This is a genomic window from Curtobacterium sp. 320 (assembly GCF_031455235.1).
In the GTDB taxonomy this organism is placed as follows: domain Bacteria; phylum Actinomycetota; class Actinomycetes; order Actinomycetales; family Microbacteriaceae; genus Curtobacterium.
Genome location: NZ_JAVDSI010000001.1, coordinates 321,324 through 339,397 on the forward strand (window position 1 = coordinate 321,324; position 18,074 = coordinate 339,397).

The 18,074-nt window shown below is 73.0% G+C and carries 16 protein-coding genes; 14 read left to right on the top strand and 2 right to left on the bottom strand.

Translation table 11 applies throughout. The features are described 5' to 3' along the window. The first annotated feature begins 2 nt into the window (after positions 1-2). Positions 3-1,391 carry an FAD-linked oxidase C-terminal domain-containing protein gene (locus J2X60_RS01545; protein ID WP_309886306.1) on the top strand — a complete coding sequence of 463 codons (1,389 nt, stop codon included), beginning with the start codon at positions 3-5 and terminating at the stop codon, positions 1,389-1,391. A gap of 120 nt (positions 1,392-1,511) precedes the next feature. After that, positions 1,512-2,612: an alanine dehydrogenase gene (gene ald / locus J2X60_RS01550; protein WP_092386195.1), complete on the top strand. Its 1,101-nt coding sequence runs from the start codon at positions 1,512-1,514 to the stop codon at positions 2,610-2,612. A 149-nt stretch (positions 2,613-2,761) separates the two neighbouring features. Here the strand turns inward: ald and J2X60_RS01555 are convergent, their stop codons facing one another. Further along, entirely contained in the window at positions 2,762-3,565 is an 804-nt protein-coding gene (locus J2X60_RS01555) for a tryptophan-rich sensory protein (RefSeq protein ID WP_309886307.1), read from the bottom strand. Positions 3,566-3,754: 189 nt separating this feature from the next. On the opposite strand from J2X60_RS01555, the gene J2X60_RS01560 reads away from it, so the two are divergent. The 8 genes from J2X60_RS01560 (at position 3,755) to J2X60_RS01595 (ending at position 12,615) form a co-directional block, all read left to right on the top strand. Further along, positions 3,755-4,738, top strand: coding sequence for a magnesium and cobalt transport protein CorA (locus J2X60_RS01560; protein ID WP_309780126.1), 984 nt, complete (start codon positions 3,755-3,757; stop codon positions 4,736-4,738). Positions 4,739-4,819: 81 nt separating this feature from the next. After that, the gene (locus tag J2X60_RS01565) at positions 4,820-6,976 is read left to right on the top strand and encodes an alpha-galactosidase (protein WP_309886308.1); all 2,157 of its coding nucleotides are present in this window, start codon (positions 4,820-4,822) and stop codon (positions 6,974-6,976) included. A 98-nt stretch (positions 6,977-7,074) separates the two neighbouring features. Next, positions 7,075-8,367, top strand: coding sequence for a chloride channel protein (locus J2X60_RS01570; RefSeq protein ID WP_309780124.1), 1,293 nt, complete (start codon positions 7,075-7,077; stop codon positions 8,365-8,367). Between the two features lie 97 nt (positions 8,368-8,464). After that, positions 8,465-8,677 carry an antitoxin gene (locus J2X60_RS01575; protein WP_070418268.1) on the top strand — a complete coding sequence of 71 codons (213 nt, stop codon included), beginning with the start codon at positions 8,465-8,467 and terminating at the stop codon, positions 8,675-8,677. Between the two features lie 121 nt (positions 8,678-8,798). After that, the gene (locus tag J2X60_RS01580) at positions 8,799-10,091 is read left to right on the top strand and encodes a SufS family cysteine desulfurase (RefSeq protein ID WP_309886478.1); all 1,293 of its coding nucleotides are present in this window, start codon (positions 8,799-8,801) and stop codon (positions 10,089-10,091) included. Then, positions 10,088-10,537: a Fe-S cluster assembly sulfur transfer protein SufU gene (sufU, locus tag J2X60_RS01585; RefSeq protein WP_092386206.1), complete on the top strand. Its 450-nt coding sequence runs from the start codon at positions 10,088-10,090 to the stop codon at positions 10,535-10,537. The genes J2X60_RS01580 and sufU overlap by 4 nt, the downstream gene beginning before the upstream one ends. A gap of 124 nt (positions 10,538-10,661) precedes the next feature. Next, positions 10,662-12,065: an LLM class flavin-dependent oxidoreductase gene (locus tag J2X60_RS01590; protein ID WP_071294584.1), complete on the top strand. Its 1,404-nt coding sequence runs from the start codon at positions 10,662-10,664 to the stop codon at positions 12,063-12,065. Positions 12,066-12,069: 4 nt separating this feature from the next. After that, positions 12,070-12,615 carry a GNAT family N-acetyltransferase gene (locus tag J2X60_RS01595; protein ID WP_309886309.1) on the top strand — a complete coding sequence of 182 codons (546 nt, stop codon included), beginning with the start codon at positions 12,070-12,072 and terminating at the stop codon, positions 12,613-12,615. A gap of 4 nt (positions 12,616-12,619) precedes the next feature. Here the strand turns inward: J2X60_RS01595 and J2X60_RS01600 are convergent, their stop codons facing one another. Next, the gene (locus J2X60_RS01600; protein ID WP_309780121.1) at positions 12,620-13,201 is read right to left on the bottom strand and encodes a VOC family protein; all 582 of its coding nucleotides are present in this window, start codon (positions 13,199-13,201) and stop codon (positions 12,620-12,622) included. A gap of 179 nt (positions 13,202-13,380) precedes the next feature. Here J2X60_RS01600 and J2X60_RS01605 point away from each other — a divergent pair, with 179 nt between their 5' ends. The 4 genes from J2X60_RS01605 to allB all read left to right on the top strand — a co-directional run bounded on the left by J2X60_RS01605 (position 13,381) and on the right by allB (position 18,032). Next, positions 13,381-14,100 carry a VIT1/CCC1 transporter family protein gene (locus J2X60_RS01605; RefSeq protein ID WP_309886310.1) on the top strand — a complete coding sequence of 240 codons (720 nt, stop codon included), beginning with the start codon at positions 13,381-13,383 and terminating at the stop codon, positions 14,098-14,100. Between the two features lie 167 nt (positions 14,101-14,267). Then, positions 14,268-15,827 carry an NCS1 family nucleobase:cation symporter-1 gene (locus J2X60_RS01610; RefSeq protein WP_309886311.1) on the top strand — a complete coding sequence of 520 codons (1,560 nt, stop codon included), beginning with the start codon at positions 14,268-14,270 and terminating at the stop codon, positions 15,825-15,827. A gap of 58 nt (positions 15,828-15,885) precedes the next feature. After that, positions 15,886-16,638: an aspartate/glutamate racemase family protein gene (locus J2X60_RS01615; RefSeq protein ID WP_309886312.1), complete on the top strand. Its 753-nt coding sequence runs from the start codon at positions 15,886-15,888 to the stop codon at positions 16,636-16,638. After that, positions 16,635-18,032 carry an allantoinase AllB gene (gene allB, locus J2X60_RS01620; RefSeq protein WP_309886313.1) on the top strand — a complete coding sequence of 466 codons (1,398 nt, stop codon included), beginning with the start codon at positions 16,635-16,637 and terminating at the stop codon, positions 18,030-18,032. Before J2X60_RS01615 ends, allB begins: the two co-directional genes overlap by 4 nt. Positions 18,033-18,074: the final 42 nt, after the last annotated feature.

The window sequence follows — 18,074 nt, forward strand, 5'->3', positions numbered from 1 at the left end:
GGATGGACACCGTCGTCACCGCCCTCCGTTCCGCGCTCGCCGACCCGGACGGCGTGCTCGTCCGGACGGAGCGCGGTGTGCTCGACGCGGCACGGACGGACAAGTCCGGCTGGATCGCCCCGGGTGGCCCCGTCGCCGTGGTCGAGGCCCGGACGGTCGAGCACGTGCAGGCGACCCTCCGGACGTGTTCCGGGCTCGGCGTCCCGGTCGTCCCGCGTGGCGCCGGCACCGGGCTCGCAGGCGGGGCGAACGGCACCGAGGGCACCGTCGTCCTGAGCGTGGCGCGCATGGACCGCATCGTCGCGGTCTCGACGGAGGACGAGTACGCCGTGGTGGAGCCCGGCGTGCTGAACGGCGACCTGAACGCAGCCGTCGCCGAACACGGCCTGCGGTTCGCTCCGGACCCGGCGAGTGCGGCCATCGCGAGCGTCGGCGGGAACATCGCCACGAACGCCGGCGGCCTGCGGTGCGTGAAGTACGGCGTCACGAGAGAGGCAGTGCTCGGCCTCGACGTCGTCCTCGCGGACGGGCGGCTCGTCGCCACCGGGCACCGCACCGTCAAGGGCGTCACCGGCCTCGACCTCACGGCGCTGCTCGTCGGGTCGGAGGGCACGCTCGGGGTGATCGTCGGCGCGACCGTCCGGCTCGTGCCGATCCCGGCGGGGGAGCCGGCCACCCTCGGCGCCGTGTACCCGACCGTCCAGGCCGCCGCCCGCGCCGCGGCGTCCGTCGTCGCCGGGGCAGAGCGTCCGTCGACTGTCGAGCTGCTCGACGCCGCAGCACTCGAGGGGATCGCGGCCCACCTCGGGCCGCAGGTGATCGCCGAGACGGTGGGGAGCACCGCGGCGGGCGGGGTGTTCCTCCTCGTGGAGTACGACGGGCCGGGTGCGACGGAGGCGGCGCTCGGAGCCGTGCCGCGCCTCCAGGCCGAGGGCGGGACCGTGCACCTGGCCGGGTCGGCGGCGGAACGCGACCGCCTGCTGACGATCCGCCGGTCGTTCCACCCGGCCATGGAGGCGCGTGGCCGGGTCCTCATCGAGGACGTCGCGGTGCCACGCAGTCGGCTCGCCGAGATGTTCGCGCGCGTCGAGGCCATCGGGGAGCAGTACGGCATCGCGATCCCCACCGTCGCGCACGCCGGTGACGGCAACCTGCACCCGAACTTCGTGTTCGAGGGCGACGAGGTGCCGCAGCACGTGTGGGACGCGGCCGACGCGATGTTCCGGGCGGCGATCGAGCTCGGCGGGACGCTGACGGGGGAGCACGGCGTGGGGGTGCTCAAGCGGCGGTGGATCGGCGACGAGCTCGGCGACGACGTGCTCGAGCTGCAGCGGGGGATCCGACGGGTGTTCGACCCCGCGGGGATCCTCAACCCGGGCAAGGTGTTCTGACGCCGAATCTCGGCGCACGGAACCGGGTCACATTGCTCAGATGTTCGGCCGAAACAGTCCTGTAACGAACCTCGGCGCATCGTGGGTGTCGAACGCGCACCGCCCACGAAGGAGTCAGTGATGCTGATCGGCGTCCCCACCGAAGTCAAGAACAACGAGTTCCGCGTCGCCGCGACACCCGCCGGTGTCGCCGAGCTGGCGCTGCACGGACACGAGGTGCTCGTGCAGTCTGGAGCCGGTGACGGGTCGTCCTTCCCGGACGCCGAGTACGCCGCGGCCGGGGCCACCATCGTCCCGACGGCCGCCGAGGTCTGGGCGCGCGCCGAGATGATCCTGAAGGTCAAGGAGCCGGTCGCCGCCGAGTACGCCTCGATCCGACCCGGGCAGGTCCTGTTCACCTACCTGCACCTCGCCGCGGACCGGCCGCTGACCGATGCGCTCGTCGAGTCCGGAGCGACGGCGATCGCGTACGAGACCGTGCAGCTGCCGGACCGGTCGCTGCCCCTGCTGTCGCCGATGTCCGAGATCGCCGGGCGGTTGTCGGCGCAGGTCGGCGCGAACCACCTGATGCGGGCGAACGGCGGGCGCGGGCTCCTGCTCGGCGGCGTGCCCGGCACCCCGAAGGGCCGCGTCGTCGTGATCGGCGGCGGGGTCGCGGGCGAGCACGCGGCGACGATGGCGCTCGGCCTCGGCGCCGAGGTCACCGTGTTCGACATCAGCCTGCCGCGCCTGCGCGCGCTGGACGCCCGGTTCGACGGACGCATCACGACGCTGCGGTCCTCGGCGCACGCGATCGCCTCGGCCCTGCGCGAGGCCGACCTCGTCATCGGGTCGGTGCTCATCCCCGGGGCCTCGGCGCCGAAGCTCGTGACCGACGCCATGGTGGCGGACATGCAGCCGGGGTCGGTGCTCGTCGACATCGCGATCGACCAGGGCGGGTGCTTCGAGGGCTCGCACCCGACCACGCACGACGACCCGACGTTCGCCGTGCACGACACCGTCTTCTACTGCGTGGCGAACATGCCGGGAGCGGTGCCTCGCACCTCGACGATCTCGCTGACGAACGCGACGCTGCCCTACGCCGTGGCGATCGCGAACCAGGGGTGGGAGGCGGCGACCGCTGCCGACCCGGCCCTGGCGCTCGGGGTGAACGTGCACGCGGGGCAGGTCGTGAACGCCGCCGTGGCGGCGGCGCACGGCCTGGCGGCCGCCGCGCGCTGAGCGCGGGCGCGCCGCCGCGCCGCGCGCCGCGCGCGGCGCGCCGCTCCGCCGAGACTCGGCCCGACGGACGGTTTCGCGGCGCCCAGCCCGCGAAGGTGTCCGCCCAGCCGAGTCTCGGCTGCCCCCGCGCGGCCCGCGCGGCGCGCCGCTCAGGCGGCCGCGACGCGCGCCGGCGCAGCCGCGCCGCGCCACCCCGCGCGAGCCCGCACCACGAGCGTCACGACGACCGCCGCAGCCGCGGCCACCACCGCCGCGACCGCGGTCGGCGTCGACACGAGCGGCCCGTCGAGCCGAGCGACCGCGACCCACGCCAACCCCCACGCGAGCGACGCCGTCGGCGCCAGGCGTCCCCGGTCCCACACCGCGAGGAGCACCCCGACGAGCCCGGCCACGAGCGCGATCACCACGCCCCAGACGTCCAGCGACAGCCCGAAGCCCCGGAAGCCCGCGGCCGTCAGCACCGCGGCCGTGTTCGCCGCCGTCGCGACGCACACCCACCCCAGGTAGAGCCCGAACGTGCCGTCGGTGACGATCGCCTCGACGATCCCGGACGGCGTCGACCGCCGCAGCAGCACGAACGTCCACACCAGCACGGCGAGCAGCGCGACGATGATCGGCTCGCTCGACCACAGGAACCCGAACTGCACGCTCAGGATCCACGCCGCGTTGAGCAGGAGCGAGAGCACCGCCGGCACGGTCAGCCGCGCGTGCCGGTCGTCGTCGGCGGTGCGGAAGCACTGGCGGATCGCGTAGGCGAGCAGCCCGACGTAGATGACGCTCCAGATCGAGAAGGCCGGCCCGTCCGGCGCGATCGCCGTCGACGAGGCCGAGAGTGCTCCGCCGGCAGCGTCCTGGATCGGCGTCCCGCCGGCAGCTCCCGAGCCGACGAACGCGCCGACCACCGCGACGACCGCGCTCACCGCGACTGCGATCCGCTTCCAGATCCTCTTCATGTCAGCCCCTTTCGTCAGCATGCTGATGACCTGCACCGTAGGCGCGTGGCCGGGCCCGGCGCGCAGCGCACGTCCAGCAGACGGGGGACGGGCCGGACTGGAGGCGCGGTGCGGGCCCGACCCGCGCCTCCTGGCCCGCACCTCGGTCGCGTCCGTCCCCCGCACGCTCGCCCTGCGTACGGTGGTGACGTGTCTGTCGAACTGAACACCGTCTACGTCGACCGGATCGCCCCGATCCCGAGTCCCTCGCTCGACGACACCTTCCGCATGCTCGAGGACCAGGGAGCGAGCGCGTGCATCGTGCTCCACCAGCCCGACGCCGAGGAGCTCGGCGACGTCGCGGTCGCCCTCGGCCTGCACGAACTCGCGGTCGAGGACTCCGCCGAGGGGCACCAGCGCCCGAAGCTCGAGCGCTACGGCTCGACGCTCTTCGTGGTCCTCAAGCCCGCGCTGTACAACGACCAGCAGGAGGAGGTCGCGTTCGGCGAGGTGCACGCCTTCGTCGGGGAGGACTTCTTCCTCGTGGTCGTGAAGGCCGACCCCCGTGGCAAGCAGACCGTCCCGCGGGCACTCCAGCGGATGAGCGGCAAGCCGGGACTCGTGACGGTGGGCCCGCAGGCGCAGCTCTGGGCCCTGATGGACTCGATCGTCGACGGGTACGTGCCGGTGATCGACGGCCTCGAGGAGGACATCAACCAGATCGAGGACCAGCTCTTCGCGGGCGAGGCCGGGGTCTCCCGTCGCATCTACGAGCTGTTCGGCGAGGTCGTGGACTTCCAGCGCGCCGCCCGACCGCTCATCCACATCATCGAGAACCTGCACCGCGGGGCGGAGAAGTACCACCTCCCGGTGGAGATGCAGCGCCGGTTCCGCGACGTGCTCGACCACGCGATCCGCACGGTGGAGCGCCTCGACACGTTCCGGCAGCTGCTGCAGAACGCGCTGACGGTCGACTCGACCCTCGCGGCGCAGAAGCAGAACGACGACACGAAGAAGATCTCGGGCTGGGCGGCGATCCTCTTCGCCCCGACGCTCATCGCGGCGATCTACGGCATGAACTTCACGCACATGCCCGAGCTCTCCTGGACGTGGGGGTACCCGCTGTCGATCGTGGCGATGATCGTGTTCGCGGCGGTCCTGTGGGTGGTGTTCAAGGTCAAGCGCTGGTTCTGACGTGTTCGACCGCGCGCCCCGGCTTGCGGACGGACACCCGGACCCGCCAGGCTCGGGACGTCCCCGCCGACTGGAGCACCGATGCCGCACGACCTCGTCCACCTGACCGCCGGGGGCGTCTCCCTCGTCCTCGACTGCCGCGACCGTGCCCTGCCCGCGGTTGTGCACTGGGGCGCGGCGCTCGGTCCGCTCGACGACGCGGAGCTCGCTGCCCTGGCCGAGGCGGACGTGGCACCGGTCGCGCCGAACGAGGCGGACGTGCCGGTCCGGTTGGCGATCCTGCCCGAGCCGCACCGGGGGTGGACCGGGCGACCGGGGCTGTCCGGGCACCGGGACGGGCGCGACTGGTCCCCGGCGTTCACGGTCACCGAGCTCGAGGTGACCGCCGCCGCCGGCACCGCGGGCACCGCCGACACGGGCACCCCCGCCCCCGGCACCGTCACCGCCCACGCCGTGGACGCCACCGCCGGCCTCGCCCTGCGCCTCACCGTCGAGATGCTCCCCTCGGGCCTCGTCCGCACCCGCGCCGCCGTCACCAACACGGCCGCCGGCACCTACACCGTCGACGACCTCACCCCGGCCCTCCCGGTCCCGTCGCACGCCCGCGAGGTCCTCGACTTCGCCGGCCGCTGGGGCAAGGAACGCACCCCGCAGCGCCGCGAGCTCGTCGTCGGCACCCACGAGCGCGAGGGCCGGAAGGGCCGGACGGGCGCCGACGCCGCCACGGTCCTGAGCGTCGGCGTCCCCGGGTTCGGCTTCGCCCACGGCGAGGTCTGGGGCGTGCACACGGCGTGGAGCGGCAACCACCGGCACCTCGCGGAACGCCTCGCCACCGGCCGCCAGGTCGTCGGGGGCGGCGAACTCCTGCTCCCCGGCGAGGTGCGCCTCGGCACCGGGGACAGCTACGAGGGGCCGTGGGTGTACGCCGCGTACGGGGACGGCCTCGACGATCAGGCCCGCCGATTCCACCGGTGGCTCCGCAGCCGCCCGCAGCACCCGAGGACGCCCCGCCCGGTGACGCTCAACGTCTGGGAGGCGGTCTACTTCGACCACGACCTCGCCCGACTGACCGACCTCGCCGAGCGCGCCGCACGGCTCGGGGTCGAGCGGTACGTGCTCGACGACGGGTGGTTCCGGCACCGTCGTGACGACCACGCCGGCCTCGGAGACTGGTACGTCGACGAGGACGTCTGGCCGGACGGCCTCGGTCCGATCGTCGACCGGGTGCGGGCGCTCGGCATGCAGTTCGGCCTGTGGTTCGAGCCCGAGATGGTCAACGAGGACAGCGACCTCGCCCGAGCCCACCCGGAGTGGATCCTGCAGGCGGACGGTCGCCTGCCGGTGCGGTCCCGGGACCAGCAGGTGCTGAACCTCGCGATCCCCGAGGCGTTCGCGTACCTGCTCGAGCGGATGACCGCGGTCATCGGCGAGTACGGCGTCGACTACGTCAAGTGGGACCACAACCGCGACCTCGTCGAGGCGGGCCACCCCGGCGGCGGCGCAGCGGTCCACGAGCAGACCCTGGCGGCGTACCGGCTCATGGCGACGCTGAAGGAGCGGTTCCCGGCGCTCGAGATCGAGTCGTGCTCGTCGGGTGGCGCCCGCGTGGACCTCGGCGTGATCGAGCACACCGACCGCGTCTGGGTGTCGGACGACATCGACCCGCTCGAGCGCCAGCAGATGCACCGGTGGACGCAGCAGCTCCTGCCCCCGGAACTGCTCGGCTCCCACGTCGCGAGCGGCCGGAACCACACGACCGGCCGGGTGCACGACCTGGCGTTCCGTGCCGGGACCGCGATCGTCGGGCACTTCGGCATCGAGTGGGACCTCGCGCAGGCGACGGACGCCGAGGAGACGGCGCTCGCCGAGTGGATCGCGCTCCACAAGGAGTGGCGGGGCCTGCTGCACGGCGGCGACCTCGTGCGCGTCGACGAGGTCGACGAGACCCGGCTCGTGTCCGGCACGGTCGCCGCCGACAAGCAGCAGGCGCTGTTCTTCTTCGTCAGCACCGGCCGGTCCGAGGTGTCGGGAACCGGCCGCGTCACCTTCCGCGACCTCGACCCGGACACCGCGTACCGGGTCGACCCGGTCGTGGTCGGCGACGGGCACGGCATCGTGCCGCCCCCGTGGTGGTCGGGGGACCGGCTGTTCCGCGGGCGCGCGCTCGAGACGGTCGGCCTGCAGCCGCCGCTCGTGCCGGCCGACTGCGTGGTGCCGTACCGGCTCACGGCCGTCTGACGGCAGCGGGTGCGGCCACCGCCCAGGAGGCGCGGCTCGGCCCGGCAGCGTCCGCCCGGTCGCGGGGGCGGTGCCGGTGTGCCGATAGGCTTCCGGTCATGCCGCACCCTGGACACGCGACACGTGCGACCCCGGTCTGGGCACTCAAGCTCGCCGTCGTCACCGGACTGGTGGGGGTGGCAGGCGGCATCGCCGGCATCTCGGTGTGGCTCGCGCTGCAGCTCATCCAGTTCGTCGCGTTCGGGTACCCGTTCGGCGGCCACCTCGAGGCCGCGGACGCACCGAGTGCCCTGAACCGCTTCCTCGCCCTCGTCGCCGCCGGCCTCCTGACCGGCGTCGCCTGGTGGGCGCTCCGACGCTGGGGCCGCCCGGTCGTCTCCGTGCCCGCAGCCGTCGGCGGGAAGCGGATGCCCGCCCTCGCGACGGTGGCGAACGCGGGCGTGCAGATCCTGGCCGTGGGGCTCGGCGCCTCGATCGGCAAGGAGGTGGCGCCGCGCGAGATCGGGGCGTGGCTGTCCCAGCTCGTGACGGCACGGGCCGGCCTGACCGCCCGCGAGACGAAGATCCTCGTCGCCTGCGGTGCCGCCGCCGGTCTGGCCGCGGTCTACGACGTCCCGCTCGGGGGCGCCCTGTTCGCGGTCGAGGTGCTGCTCGGCGAGCTCACCTTCGCGACCGCGCTGCCGGCCTTCGCGACGAGTGCGGTCGCGGCGTTCGTCGCACGCCTCGTGATCCCGGACGAGGTGCTCTACCACGTGCCGGCGATGCACCTCTCGTCGTCGCTGCTCGTCTGGGCGGTGATCGTCGGGCCGGTCCTCGGGTTCGCGGGCGTCGGCTTCGTGAAGCTCACGAACCGGCTGCAGGGCCTCGCGCCGAAGGGGTGGCGGCTCATCGTCGTGCTGCCCGTCGTCTTCGCCATGGTCGGGCTCATCGCCGTGCCCTTCCCCGAGATCCTCGGCAACGGGCGGGCGCTCGGTGTCCTCGCGATGAACGCCTCGCTCGAGGACGGCTCCGTCGCCGGGCTCTCGCCGATCCTGTTCCTGCTCGCGCTCGGTGTCATCCGCACGATCACGACCTCGGCCACGATCGGTGCCGGGGCCGTCGGCGGCACGCTCACCCCGTCGATCGCGATCGGCTCCGCGGTCGGCGGTGGACTCGGTGGCCTCTGGCTGCTGCTCTGGCCGACCGACGGGCCGAGCCTCACGGCGTTCGCGTTCATCGGCGCCGCAGCCTTCCTCGCGACGACGATGCGGGCGCCCTTCACGGCCCTCGTGCTCGTCGTCGAGTTCACCCAGCAGGGGACCGACATCCTCATCCCCTCGCTCCTGGCGGTGTCCGGGTCGGTCGCCGTCGGCTACGTGCTCGCCCGCCGACGCAGCGCGCAGATGGTGTGAACACTTCGTCACGATCCGGCACACCCGGCGTGCCACCGGCCTACGATCGGCCGCACGACGGGGCACCGGGCCCCGTACCGGCGACGAGGAGCAACCGATGGCGGGGTTCGACGACATCACGAAGAAGGCCCAGGACTTCCTGCAGGACAACAAGGTCCAGGACGCCCTGAAGAGCGAGAAGGCCGAGGACATCAGCGACAAGGTGCTCGGCGGTGTCGCCGACGCCGTCAAGAAGGCCACGGGCGGCAAGTACGACGACAAGATCGACGGCGCCCGTGACGCCGCGGACAAGCAGATCGGCAACGAGTGACGCGGTTCCCGCGCACCGTACGGACGGCCCCGGACCACGTGTCCGGGGCCGTTCGCCGTCAGCGGTACCCGTCCGACTGGACTCCGGGCCGCGAGCAGACCACCATTGTGTGGTGACTGTCGTGGCGCCCAACCAACCGCTCACCGAGTCCGAGGTCGAGGCGATCAAACGGGACTTCCCGATCCTCCAGCAGGAGGTGAACGGGTTCCCCCTCGCCTACCTCGACTCCGGGGCCACCGCCGAACGACCCCGCCAGGTGCTCGACGCCGAGCGACGCTTCCTCGAGCACGACAACGCCGCCGTGCACCGCGGCGCGCACACCCTCGCCGCGCTGAGCACCGACGCGTACGAGGACGCCCGTGCCACCGTCGCCGGGTTCGTCGGGGCCGCGTCACCGTCCGAGGTCGTGTGGACCGCGAACGCCACCGACGCCCTCAACCTCGTGGCGTACGGCATCGCGAACGCCAGCCGCGGCCGTGGGGGACCGGACGCCGAGCGCTTCCGCATCGGACCCGGCGACGAGGTCCTCGTCACCGAGGCCGAGCACCACGCCAACCTCGTCCCGTGGCAGGAGCTCGCCGCGCTGACCGGTGCGACGCTCCGCTGGGTCCCCGTCGCGGACGACGGCACCTGGACGGCCGAGGACGCCGTCGCCCTGGTCTCCGACCGCACGAAGGTCGTCGCCTTCGCCCACGTCTCGAACGCCACCGGCATGGTCGCCCCGGTGTCCGCCGTCGTCGCGGCCGCCCACGCGCACGGTGCCCTCGTCGTCCTCGACGCCTGCCAGTCCGCACCGCACCGGCCGCTCGACGTGCAGGCGCTCGGCGTCGACTTCGCGGCGTTCTCCGGGCACAAGATGCTCGGGCCGAACGGCATCGGCGTGCTCTGGGGCCGCCACGAACTGCTCGACGCCCTGCCTCCGTTCCGGACCGGCGGCTCGATGATCACCACGGTGACGATGGAGCACACCGACTTCATGCCGGCACCCGAGCGGTTCGAGGCCGGCACCCAGCCCGTGTCGCAGGCCGTGGCGCTCGCCGAGGCGGTCCGTTACCTGCAGGGCATCGGCATGGAGCGGGTCCGTGCGCACGAGGAGCACCTGGCCGAGCGCATGCTCACCGGACTCGCCGCGATCCCGGGCGTCCACGTCGTCGGTCCGCCCGCCGGCGTGCCGCGGTCCGGTCTCGTGTCGTTCGACGTCGACGGCGTGCACGCCCACGACGTCTCGCAGTACCTCGACGCGCAGGGCATCGCGGTGCGCTCCGGCCACCACTGCGCCCAACCGCTGCACCGTCGGCTCGGCCTCGTCGCCACCAGCCGCGCGAGCACGTACGTCTACACGACCGAGCAGGACGTCGACCGGTTCCTCACGGCCGTCGGCGAGGTCCGCGACTACTTCGGAGCGATCGCATGAGCGCCCTCGACTCCCTCTACCAGCAGGTCATCCTCGACCACGCGAAGGCCCGGCACGGCGACGGCGAGCTGCCCGACGCCGACGCCGAGCACTTCGAGCGCAACCCCACCTGCGGCGACGAGATCACCGTGCGCGTGCGCCTCGAGCCCGGCACCGACCGCATCGCCGGTCTCGCGTGGCAGGGCGACGGTTGCTCGATCTCGATGGCGTCGGCGTCGGTCCTCACGGACATGGCGGTCGGTCGCACGGTGCCCGAGCTGCTCGCGCTCACCGAGGAGTTCCGCACGATGATGCGGTCCCGCGGCGCCGGCGAACCCGACGAGGACGTGCTCGAGGACCTCGTCGCGTTCCACGGCGTCTCGAAGTTCGTCATGCGGGTCAAGTGCGGGATGCTCGCGTGGGTCGCGGCCGAGGCGGCCGCGCGCGAGGCGACCACGCGCTCCTGACGCGACCGGTCTGCGGTCCCGGAGGCGCGGTGCGGGCCCGCACCGTCCCTCCCGGCCCGCAGTCCCACGTCACGGTTCGTCACCTTGCGCCGTCCGCCCCGGGACGGCACGTACCGTCACGCTCGTGAGCACGAGCAGCGAGCACCGTCAGATCCGGTTCAACGCCTTCGACATGAACTGCGTGGCGCACCAGTCCTCCGGGCTCTGGCGGCATCCGCGGGACCGGTCCCGGCACTACAACGACCTGTCGTACTGGACCGACCTCGCGCAGCTGCTCGAGCGGGGCAACTTCGACGGGATCTTCATCGCCGACGTGCTCGGGACCTACGACGTCTACGGCGACTCGAACGAGGCCGCGCTCCGCACCGGGTCGCAGGTCCCCGTGAACGACCCGATCCTGCTGGTGTCCGCGATGGCGTCGGTGACCGAGCACCTCGGCTTCGGGATCACGGCGGGGACCGCGTACGAGCACCCGTACCCGTTCGCCCGGCGCATCTCGACGCTCGACCACCTCACGAAGGGCCGCATCGGCTGGAACGTCGTGACCGGGTACCTGCCGAGTGCCGCGCGGAACATGGGGCAGACCGACCAGCTCTCGCACGACGACCGGTACGACGTCGCCGACGAGTACCTCGAGGTCCTCTACAAGCTGTGGGAGGGCTCGTGGGAGGACGACGCCGTGGTCGAGGACCGCGAGACCGGCGTCTTCACCGACCCCGCGAAGGTCCACCCGATCGAGCACCACGGCACGCACTTCGACGTCCCGGGCATCCACCTGTCCGAGCCGTCGGTCCAGCGGTCGCCCGTGATCTACCAGGCCGGGGCCTCGCCGCGCGGCATCCGGTTCGCGGCCGAGAACGCCGAGGCGGTGTTCGTGGGCGCACCGACCGTCGAGCAGCTCGCGTCGACCGTCCGGAAGGTCCGTGACGCCCTGGAGGCTGCTGGTCGCGACCGGTACGCCGCCCGGGTCTACACGTTGCTCACCGTCATCACCGACGCCACCGACGAGCTCGCCCAGGCCAAGTACGAGGACTACCTGTCCTACGCCTCGGAGCTCGGCGCGCTCGTGCTCAACTCCGGCTGGATGGGCGTCGACCTGTCGCAGTGGGACCTCGACGAGCCGCTCGGCGACGTCGAGTCGAACGCGATCCAGTCCGCGGCGGCGAACATCGCGGCGGCCACCGGGTCCGACGGGTCGAAGTGGACGATCCGGGACCTCGCGCGGCACACGGCGATCGGCGGCCTCGGCCCGGTCGCGGTCGGCGGCGGGGCGACCATCGCCGACCGGCTCGTCGAGATCCAGGAGCAGACGGACGTCGACGGGTTCAACCTCGCCTACGCGGTGACCCCGGGGACGTGGGAGGACGTCATCGAGTTCGTCGTGCCGGAGCTCCGTGCCCGCGGCGTCTACCCCGAGGGCTACGAGCCCGGATCGCTGCGGCACAAGCTCCACGGCCGCGGTGACCGGCTGCCGGCGGAGCACCGCGGGGCGTCGTTCCGGGTGGGGCAGTCCGCAGCCGTACGCTGAACGGGTGATCGGGTCCTCGTTCGTCGTGCGAGCCGCCGTCGAGGACGAGGCCACCGCGTGCGTCGACCTGTGGACGCGCGCCGTCGCGACCCGTGACGGCGTGCCCGAGTCGGACGCGGTGCGGGAACGCGCCCGGTCGAAGTTCGCGGTGCCCCGCGTCGCGCTCGTCGTGGCGTCGACGGAGCCGGTCCGTGGTGCGGCCGCGGCGATCGCCGGGTTCGCGCTCGTCACCGCTCCGGGGACGGGGCGTCCGGGGGACCCGGAGGACGCGGCCTACCTCTCGCTCCTCGCCGTCGACCCGCGGGCCCAGGGGCACGGACTCGGACGGTCCCTGCTGCTGGGAGCCGTCGCCGAGGCCGGAGCCGCGGGCCACCGCCGAGCCCTGCTGCACGCGCTGGACGACAACGCGCCGGCGCTCCGGCTGTACCGCAGCGCGGGGTTCCGTCCCGTGGGCGACCCCTTCGCGCACGCACTGAGCGGTCGGCCGACCCGGGTCTGGGTCGCCGACGGCGTCGACGCTGCCGAGGGTGTCGTCGCTGCCGACGACTGACCCGTCAGGACGGCTGGGGCTCCGGCTCCGGCTCCGGCTGGGGAACGGGCAGCGCGTCCGCCGCGCTCGGCCACGGCGCCCACTTTGCCCGTGGTGCGACGAGCAGGTACGGCTGCGGCGTCGGGTAGGAGACGAGTTCGAGCGTCGAGCCCCACGGGGTCCGGGTGTACACGAACCGGTTCCCCTCGCCGACCTCGAGGCCGCGGAGGTCCCGAGGATCCGAGTTGCGGGTGCCCCCGGCCGCCTCGATGCGGGCGAGCGTGCCGTCGAGGTCGTCCGTGTACATCGCGAGGTGCTGCCACCCGAGGTCCGCGGGGTGCACGGGACGGTGCTGGTCCGGTCCGTGGTACTCGAACAGCTCGAGACCCGGTCCGTCCGGCAGTGCGAGCATCCGCATCGCGCCCTGTGCCATCGTCGACGGGATCCCCAGGTAGCGGTGCGCCTCGGCCGTCGCGTTCGGTTCTTCGGTGCGGCAGCGCATGTCGTACAGCACGACGGCGTCGAACGCCGCCTCGAAGAACGCCGTGGCGGCATCGATGTCCGGCACCGTGACGCCCACGTGGTCGATCCTGATTCCCGCGCTCATGGGCCGATCCTGACATCCGGGCGCCCGCACGTTCCGCCCGGGTGTCGAGGGTGCGGTGCCGATGCGGCTTCCCGCACGCCGCAGACCGGTGAGGTGAGGCTGCCCTCATCCGAAAACCCCTGATCAGGATAGCCTCACCATGCTGGCGCCGACCCGCGCCGAGTGGCATCCTGACTCGCATGTCGACCGCTGCGGACCTCGTCCTGCCCTCCACGGACCACGACGCCACGAGCGCCGCCCGGCTCAACTGGCTGCGCGCCGGCCTGCTCGGGGCCAACGACGGCATCGTCTCGGTCGCGGCGGTGCTCGTCGGCGTCGCGGGAGCCGGCGCGGGGACCGGTCCGGTCATCGCGGCGGGCACCGCGGCCCTCGTCGGCGGTGCGGTCTCGATGGCCCTCGGCGAGTACGTGTCCGTCAGCGGTGCCCGTGACGCCCAGCGCACCGGCCAGGCCGCCCACCAGGCCGAGCTCGAGGCGGAGTCGGAGGACGCCGGCACGATCGCCGCCCACTACCGGAGCCTCGGCGTCGACCCGGCCGTCGCGAGCGCCGTCGCCGACGAGCTCGTCCGACCCGAGGTGCGCCGTCGACGGGCAGCGGTCGCGCTCCGCGATGCCGAGGACGAGGTGGTGAGCCCGTGGCGTGCCGCGTGGGTGTCGGCGGCGACCTTCACGACCGGTGCCGCGCTGCCGTTCCTCGCGATGCTCCTCAGCCCCGAGCCGGCCCGCGTGGCGGTGACGGTCGTCGCGGTGCTCGTCGCGCTCGCCGCCACCGGGACGACCGGTGCCACGCTCGGTGGTGCGCCGCGCGCGCGGGCGACGATCCGTGTCGTGACTGGTGGAGCGCTGGCCCTGGCCGCGACGTACGCGGCCGGGGCGGTCCTCGGGGCGCACGCGCTCTGAGCGGGCGGACGGCGATCGGTGTCGGTGTCCGTGTCGGAACGATCGTTCCAGGACGGACGTCACGACACACGACCGTTACACGGGGGTAACGGGCCGGGCGCAGTGTCTCCGTAGCGTCGTGGCAGAGGCGGGCACCGCTCGCCCTTCCCACTCCTTCGGAGGACGCCATGGCAACAGAGATCCAGCCCCCGGTCGCCGCGCCCCACGCCCCCCGCACGACACCAGCACCCGCCGGTGCCGGCGTCGTCCGCCCCGGGTACGACCCGGCGCTCACCAACGAGGACCTCGCTCCGCTCCGCAAGCAGACCTGGACGAGCTACAACATCTTCGCGTTCTGGATGTCGGACGTGCACTCGGTCGGCGGCTACGTCACCGCCGGGTCGCTCTTCGCCCTGGGCATCGCCAGCTGGCAGGTGCTCATCGCCCTGGTGGTCGGCATCCTCATCGTGCAGGTGTTCGCGAACCTCGTCGCCAAGCCGTCCCAGCGCACCGGTGTGCCGTACCCGGTGATCAACCGCGCGATGTTCGGCGTGCTCGGGGCGAACGTGCCCGCCATCATCCGCGGGCTCATCGCGATGGCCTGGTACGGCGTGCAGACCTTCCTCGCCGCCCAGTCGCTCAACATCGTCTTCCTCAAGTTCATCCCCGCCTCGGCGGGACTCCTCGAGCACTCGTTCCTCGGGCTCTCCGCGCTCGGCTGGATCTCGTACGCCATCCTGTGGGTCGCACAGGGCGCCCTCTTCTGGATGGGCATGGACGCGATCCGGCGGTTCATCGACTGGGCCGGCCCCGCGGTCTACGTCATCATGATCGCCCTCGCGATCTACCTCGTCAGCCGTGCCGGCATCGGGAACATCTCGTTCACACTGTCCGCCGGTGCGCCGCTGTCGTTCGGCGCGAGCATCCCGGTGATGCTGTCCGCGATCGCCCTCGTGGTGAGCTACTTCTCCGGCCCGATGCTGAACTTCGGCGACTTCTCCCGCTACGCGAAGTCGTTCGACGCGGTGAAGCGCGGCAACCTCTGGGGCCTGCCGATCAACTTCCTGTTCTTCTCGGTGCTCACCGTCCTCTGCGCCAGCGCCACGGTGCCGGTGTTCGGCAAGCTCATCACCGACCCGATCGAGACCGTGCAGGCGATCGGGGCGCCGTTCGCGATCCTCCTCGGCGGGTTGACCTTCGTCACCGCGACCGTCGGCATCAACATCGTCGCGAACTTCATCAGCCCCGCGTTCGACTTCTCGAACGTGGCCCCGCGGAAGATCAGCTGGCGGGCGGGCGGCATGATCGCGGCCGTCGGCTCCGTCCTCCTCACCCCGTGGAACTGGTACGGCAACGACCAGGCGATCCTGTACACGCTGGGGGTCCTCGGCGCCCTGATCGGCCCGCTGTTCGGGATCCTCATCGCCGGCTACTACATCGTCGCGAAGCAGCGCATCGCGGTCGACGACATGTACACGAAGGACCCCGCGGCCCGGTACTGGTACGTCAAGGGCTTCAACCCGAACGCCATCTGGACGCTCGTCGTCACCGGTGCGGTGTCGGTCGCCAGTGCGGTCCTGCCGTCGGCGCTCGGCGTCGTCCCGTGGCTGTCGAACTACAGCTGGTTCATCGGGTGCGCCCTCGGCCTCGTCGTCTTCGTCGGGATGGAGCGCCTGCGTCCGAGCATGCCCGTGCTGGCCGCCGACGACCCGTCCGTCGACGACGGCGCCGCGGTCGGCCGGGCCTGACCGACCGAGCCGCACCACCCGCACCACCCGCACCACCCGCACCACCGGAAGGAACTCGATGCGCATCCGCGTCGTCAACCCCAACACCACCTCCTCGATGACCGCGGCGATCGGCAGCGCCGCCGCCGCGGTCGCCGGGCCCGGGACGATCGTCGAGGCCGTCAACCCCACCATGGGGCCGGCGTCGATCGAGAGCCACTACGAGGAGGCGCTGGCCGTCCCCGGGCTCCTCGAGCAGATCGCGCTCGGCGAGCAGGACGGTGTCGACGCGTACGTGGTCGCGTGCTTCGGGGACCCCGGGCTCGACGCGGCACGCGAGGTCGCGTCCGGACCCGTCATCGGCATCGCGGAGGCGGCCTTCCACGCCGCCGCGATGCTCGGGCGCCGGTTCGGCGTGGTGACCACCCTGAGCCGGACCACCGGCCGGGCGCACGAGCTCGCCGAACGGTACGGGTTCGCGTCGCTCGTGACCGAGGTCCGGGCGTGCGAGGTCCCCGTGCTCCGCCTGGAGGACCCGGACTCCGACGCCCGGGCACTCGTCGTGGAGGAGTGCCGGGCCGTGCTCGCCGGCGGCGCCGACGCCGTGGTGCTCGGCTGCGCCGGCATGGCGGACTTCTGCGCCGAGGTGTCCCGGGCCGTCGGGGCGCCGGTCGTGGACGGTGTCGCTGCGGCCACCGTGCTCGCCGAGTCGCTCGTGCGCCTCGGGCTCACGACCGGGCGACGCGGCGAGTACGCGCCACCCCCGGCCAAGCCGATGGCGGGACTGCTCTCGGGGTTCGAACGCCGGCCGATGGTCGGGGCGGGCGCATGACGCGCCTCCAGGGCCCCGCCGGCGACACGACGGCCGCACCCGCGCCCGCTGACCTGGTCCTGCGCGCCGGCCGCGCCTGGATCGACGGCGCCTTCCGACCCGCAGCCGTCGTCGTCCGCGACGGGCGGGTCGACGCCGTCGTGGCCGTGGACGAGCCCATCGACGCCGTCGAGGACCGCGCCGTGCCCGATGCGCACGTCCTGCTCCCGGGCCTGGTCGACACGCACGTGCACGTGAACGAGCCCGGCCGCACCGAGTGGGAGGGCTTCGCCTCGGCGACCCGTGCAGCCGCACTCGGTGGCGTCACCACGATCATCGACATGCCGCTCAACTCGATCCCCGCGACGACGACCGTCGAGGCGCTCGAGGTCAAGCGCGCGAGCGCCGCGGGCCGCGTCGCCGTCGACGTCGGGTTCTGGGGCGGTGCCGTCCCGGCGAACCTCGGGTCGCTCGACGGTCTGCACGACGCCGGCGTGTTCGGCTTCAAGTGCTTCACCGCGCCGTCCGGGGTCGACGAGTTCCCGCACCTCGACGCACCGCAGCTGCGCGCGGCGATCGAGGAGGTCGCCCGCATCGACGCCCTGCTCATCGTGCACGCCGAGGACCCCGAGTTCCTGGTCGACCACGCGGCGCTCGGCGGACGCTACGAGGACTTCCTCGCCACCCGCCCGGTCGACGCCGAGCGGTCCGCGATCGCCCGAGTGGTCGAGGGTGCCCGCGAGACGGGCGCTCGCGTGCACGTCCTGCACCTGTCGGACGCCGGCGCGCTGCCGATGATCCGCGCCGCGAAGGACGACGGCGTGCGGATCACGGTCGAGACCTGCCCGCACTACCTCGCCTTCGAGGCCGGCACGATCCCCGACGGGGCGACCGAGTTCAAGTGCTGCCCGCCGATCCGCGACGACGCCAACCGCGACGCGCTCTGGGCCGGGGTCCTGGACGGGACGATCGACATGATCGTGTCCGACCACTCGCCCTCCACCGCGGACCTCAAGACCGACGACTGGGGGACCGCCTGGGGCGGGATCGCCGGACTGCAGGTCGGCTTCCGTGCCGTGTGGACGGAGGCCCAGCGCCGCGGTGTCGCGTTCGAGCAGCTGCTGCCGCACTTCACGACCGGCCCGGCGGGGCTCGCCGGCTTCGCCGACCGCGGGCGCATCGCGCCGGGCGCACTCGCGCACTTCGCGGTGTTCGACCCGACCGCCTCGGCGGTCGTCGACGCGGCCGGGCTCGCGCACCGCAACCCCGTCTCGGCGTTCGCCGGCCTGGAGGCGCGGGGCAGCGTCACCGAGACCTGGTTGCGCGGGCGGCTGGTCGCGACCGCGGACGGCGGCGTCACGTCCGTCAGCGGGGCGCTCGTCGACCGACCCGTGCTCGCGGGAACACCACTGTAACGATCGTTCCGATACGATCTCCACCGGAACGAGAGGACCGAA

Coding starts and splice junctions, on each gene's coding strand:
- J2X60_RS01610 (WP_309886311.1), top strand. CDS start 14,268: ATGGCAACAGAGATCCAGCCCCCGGTCGCCGCGCCCCACGCCCCCCGC.
- J2X60_RS01605 (WP_309886310.1), top strand. CDS start 13,381: ATGTCGACCGCTGCGGACCTCGTCCTGCCCTCCACGGACCACGACGCC.
- J2X60_RS01555 (WP_309886307.1), bottom strand. CDS start 3,565: ATGAAGAGGATCTGGAAGCGGATCGCAGTCGCGGTGAGCGCGGTCGTC.
- J2X60_RS01600 (WP_309780121.1), bottom strand. CDS start 13,201: ATGAGCGCGGGAATCAGGATCGACCACGTGGGCGTCACGGTGCCGGAC.
- J2X60_RS01575 (WP_070418268.1), top strand. CDS start 8,465: ATGGCGGGGTTCGACGACATCACGAAGAAGGCCCAGGACTTCCTGCAG.
- J2X60_RS01545 (WP_309886306.1), top strand. CDS start 3: ATGGACACCGTCGTCACCGCCCTCCGTTCCGCGCTCGCCGACCCGGAC.
- allB (WP_309886313.1), top strand. CDS start 16,635: ATGACGCGCCTCCAGGGCCCCGCCGGCGACACGACGGCCGCACCCGCG.
- J2X60_RS01570 (WP_309780124.1), top strand. CDS start 7,075: ATGCCGCACCCTGGACACGCGACACGTGCGACCCCGGTCTGGGCACTC.
- ald (WP_092386195.1), top strand. CDS start 1,512: ATGCTGATCGGCGTCCCCACCGAAGTCAAGAACAACGAGTTCCGCGTC.
- J2X60_RS01615 (WP_309886312.1), top strand. CDS start 15,886: ATGCGCATCCGCGTCGTCAACCCCAACACCACCTCCTCGATGACCGCG.
- J2X60_RS01565 (WP_309886308.1), top strand. CDS start 4,820: ATGCCGCACGACCTCGTCCACCTGACCGCCGGGGGCGTCTCCCTCGTC.
- sufU (WP_092386206.1), top strand. CDS start 10,088: ATGAGCGCCCTCGACTCCCTCTACCAGCAGGTCATCCTCGACCACGCG.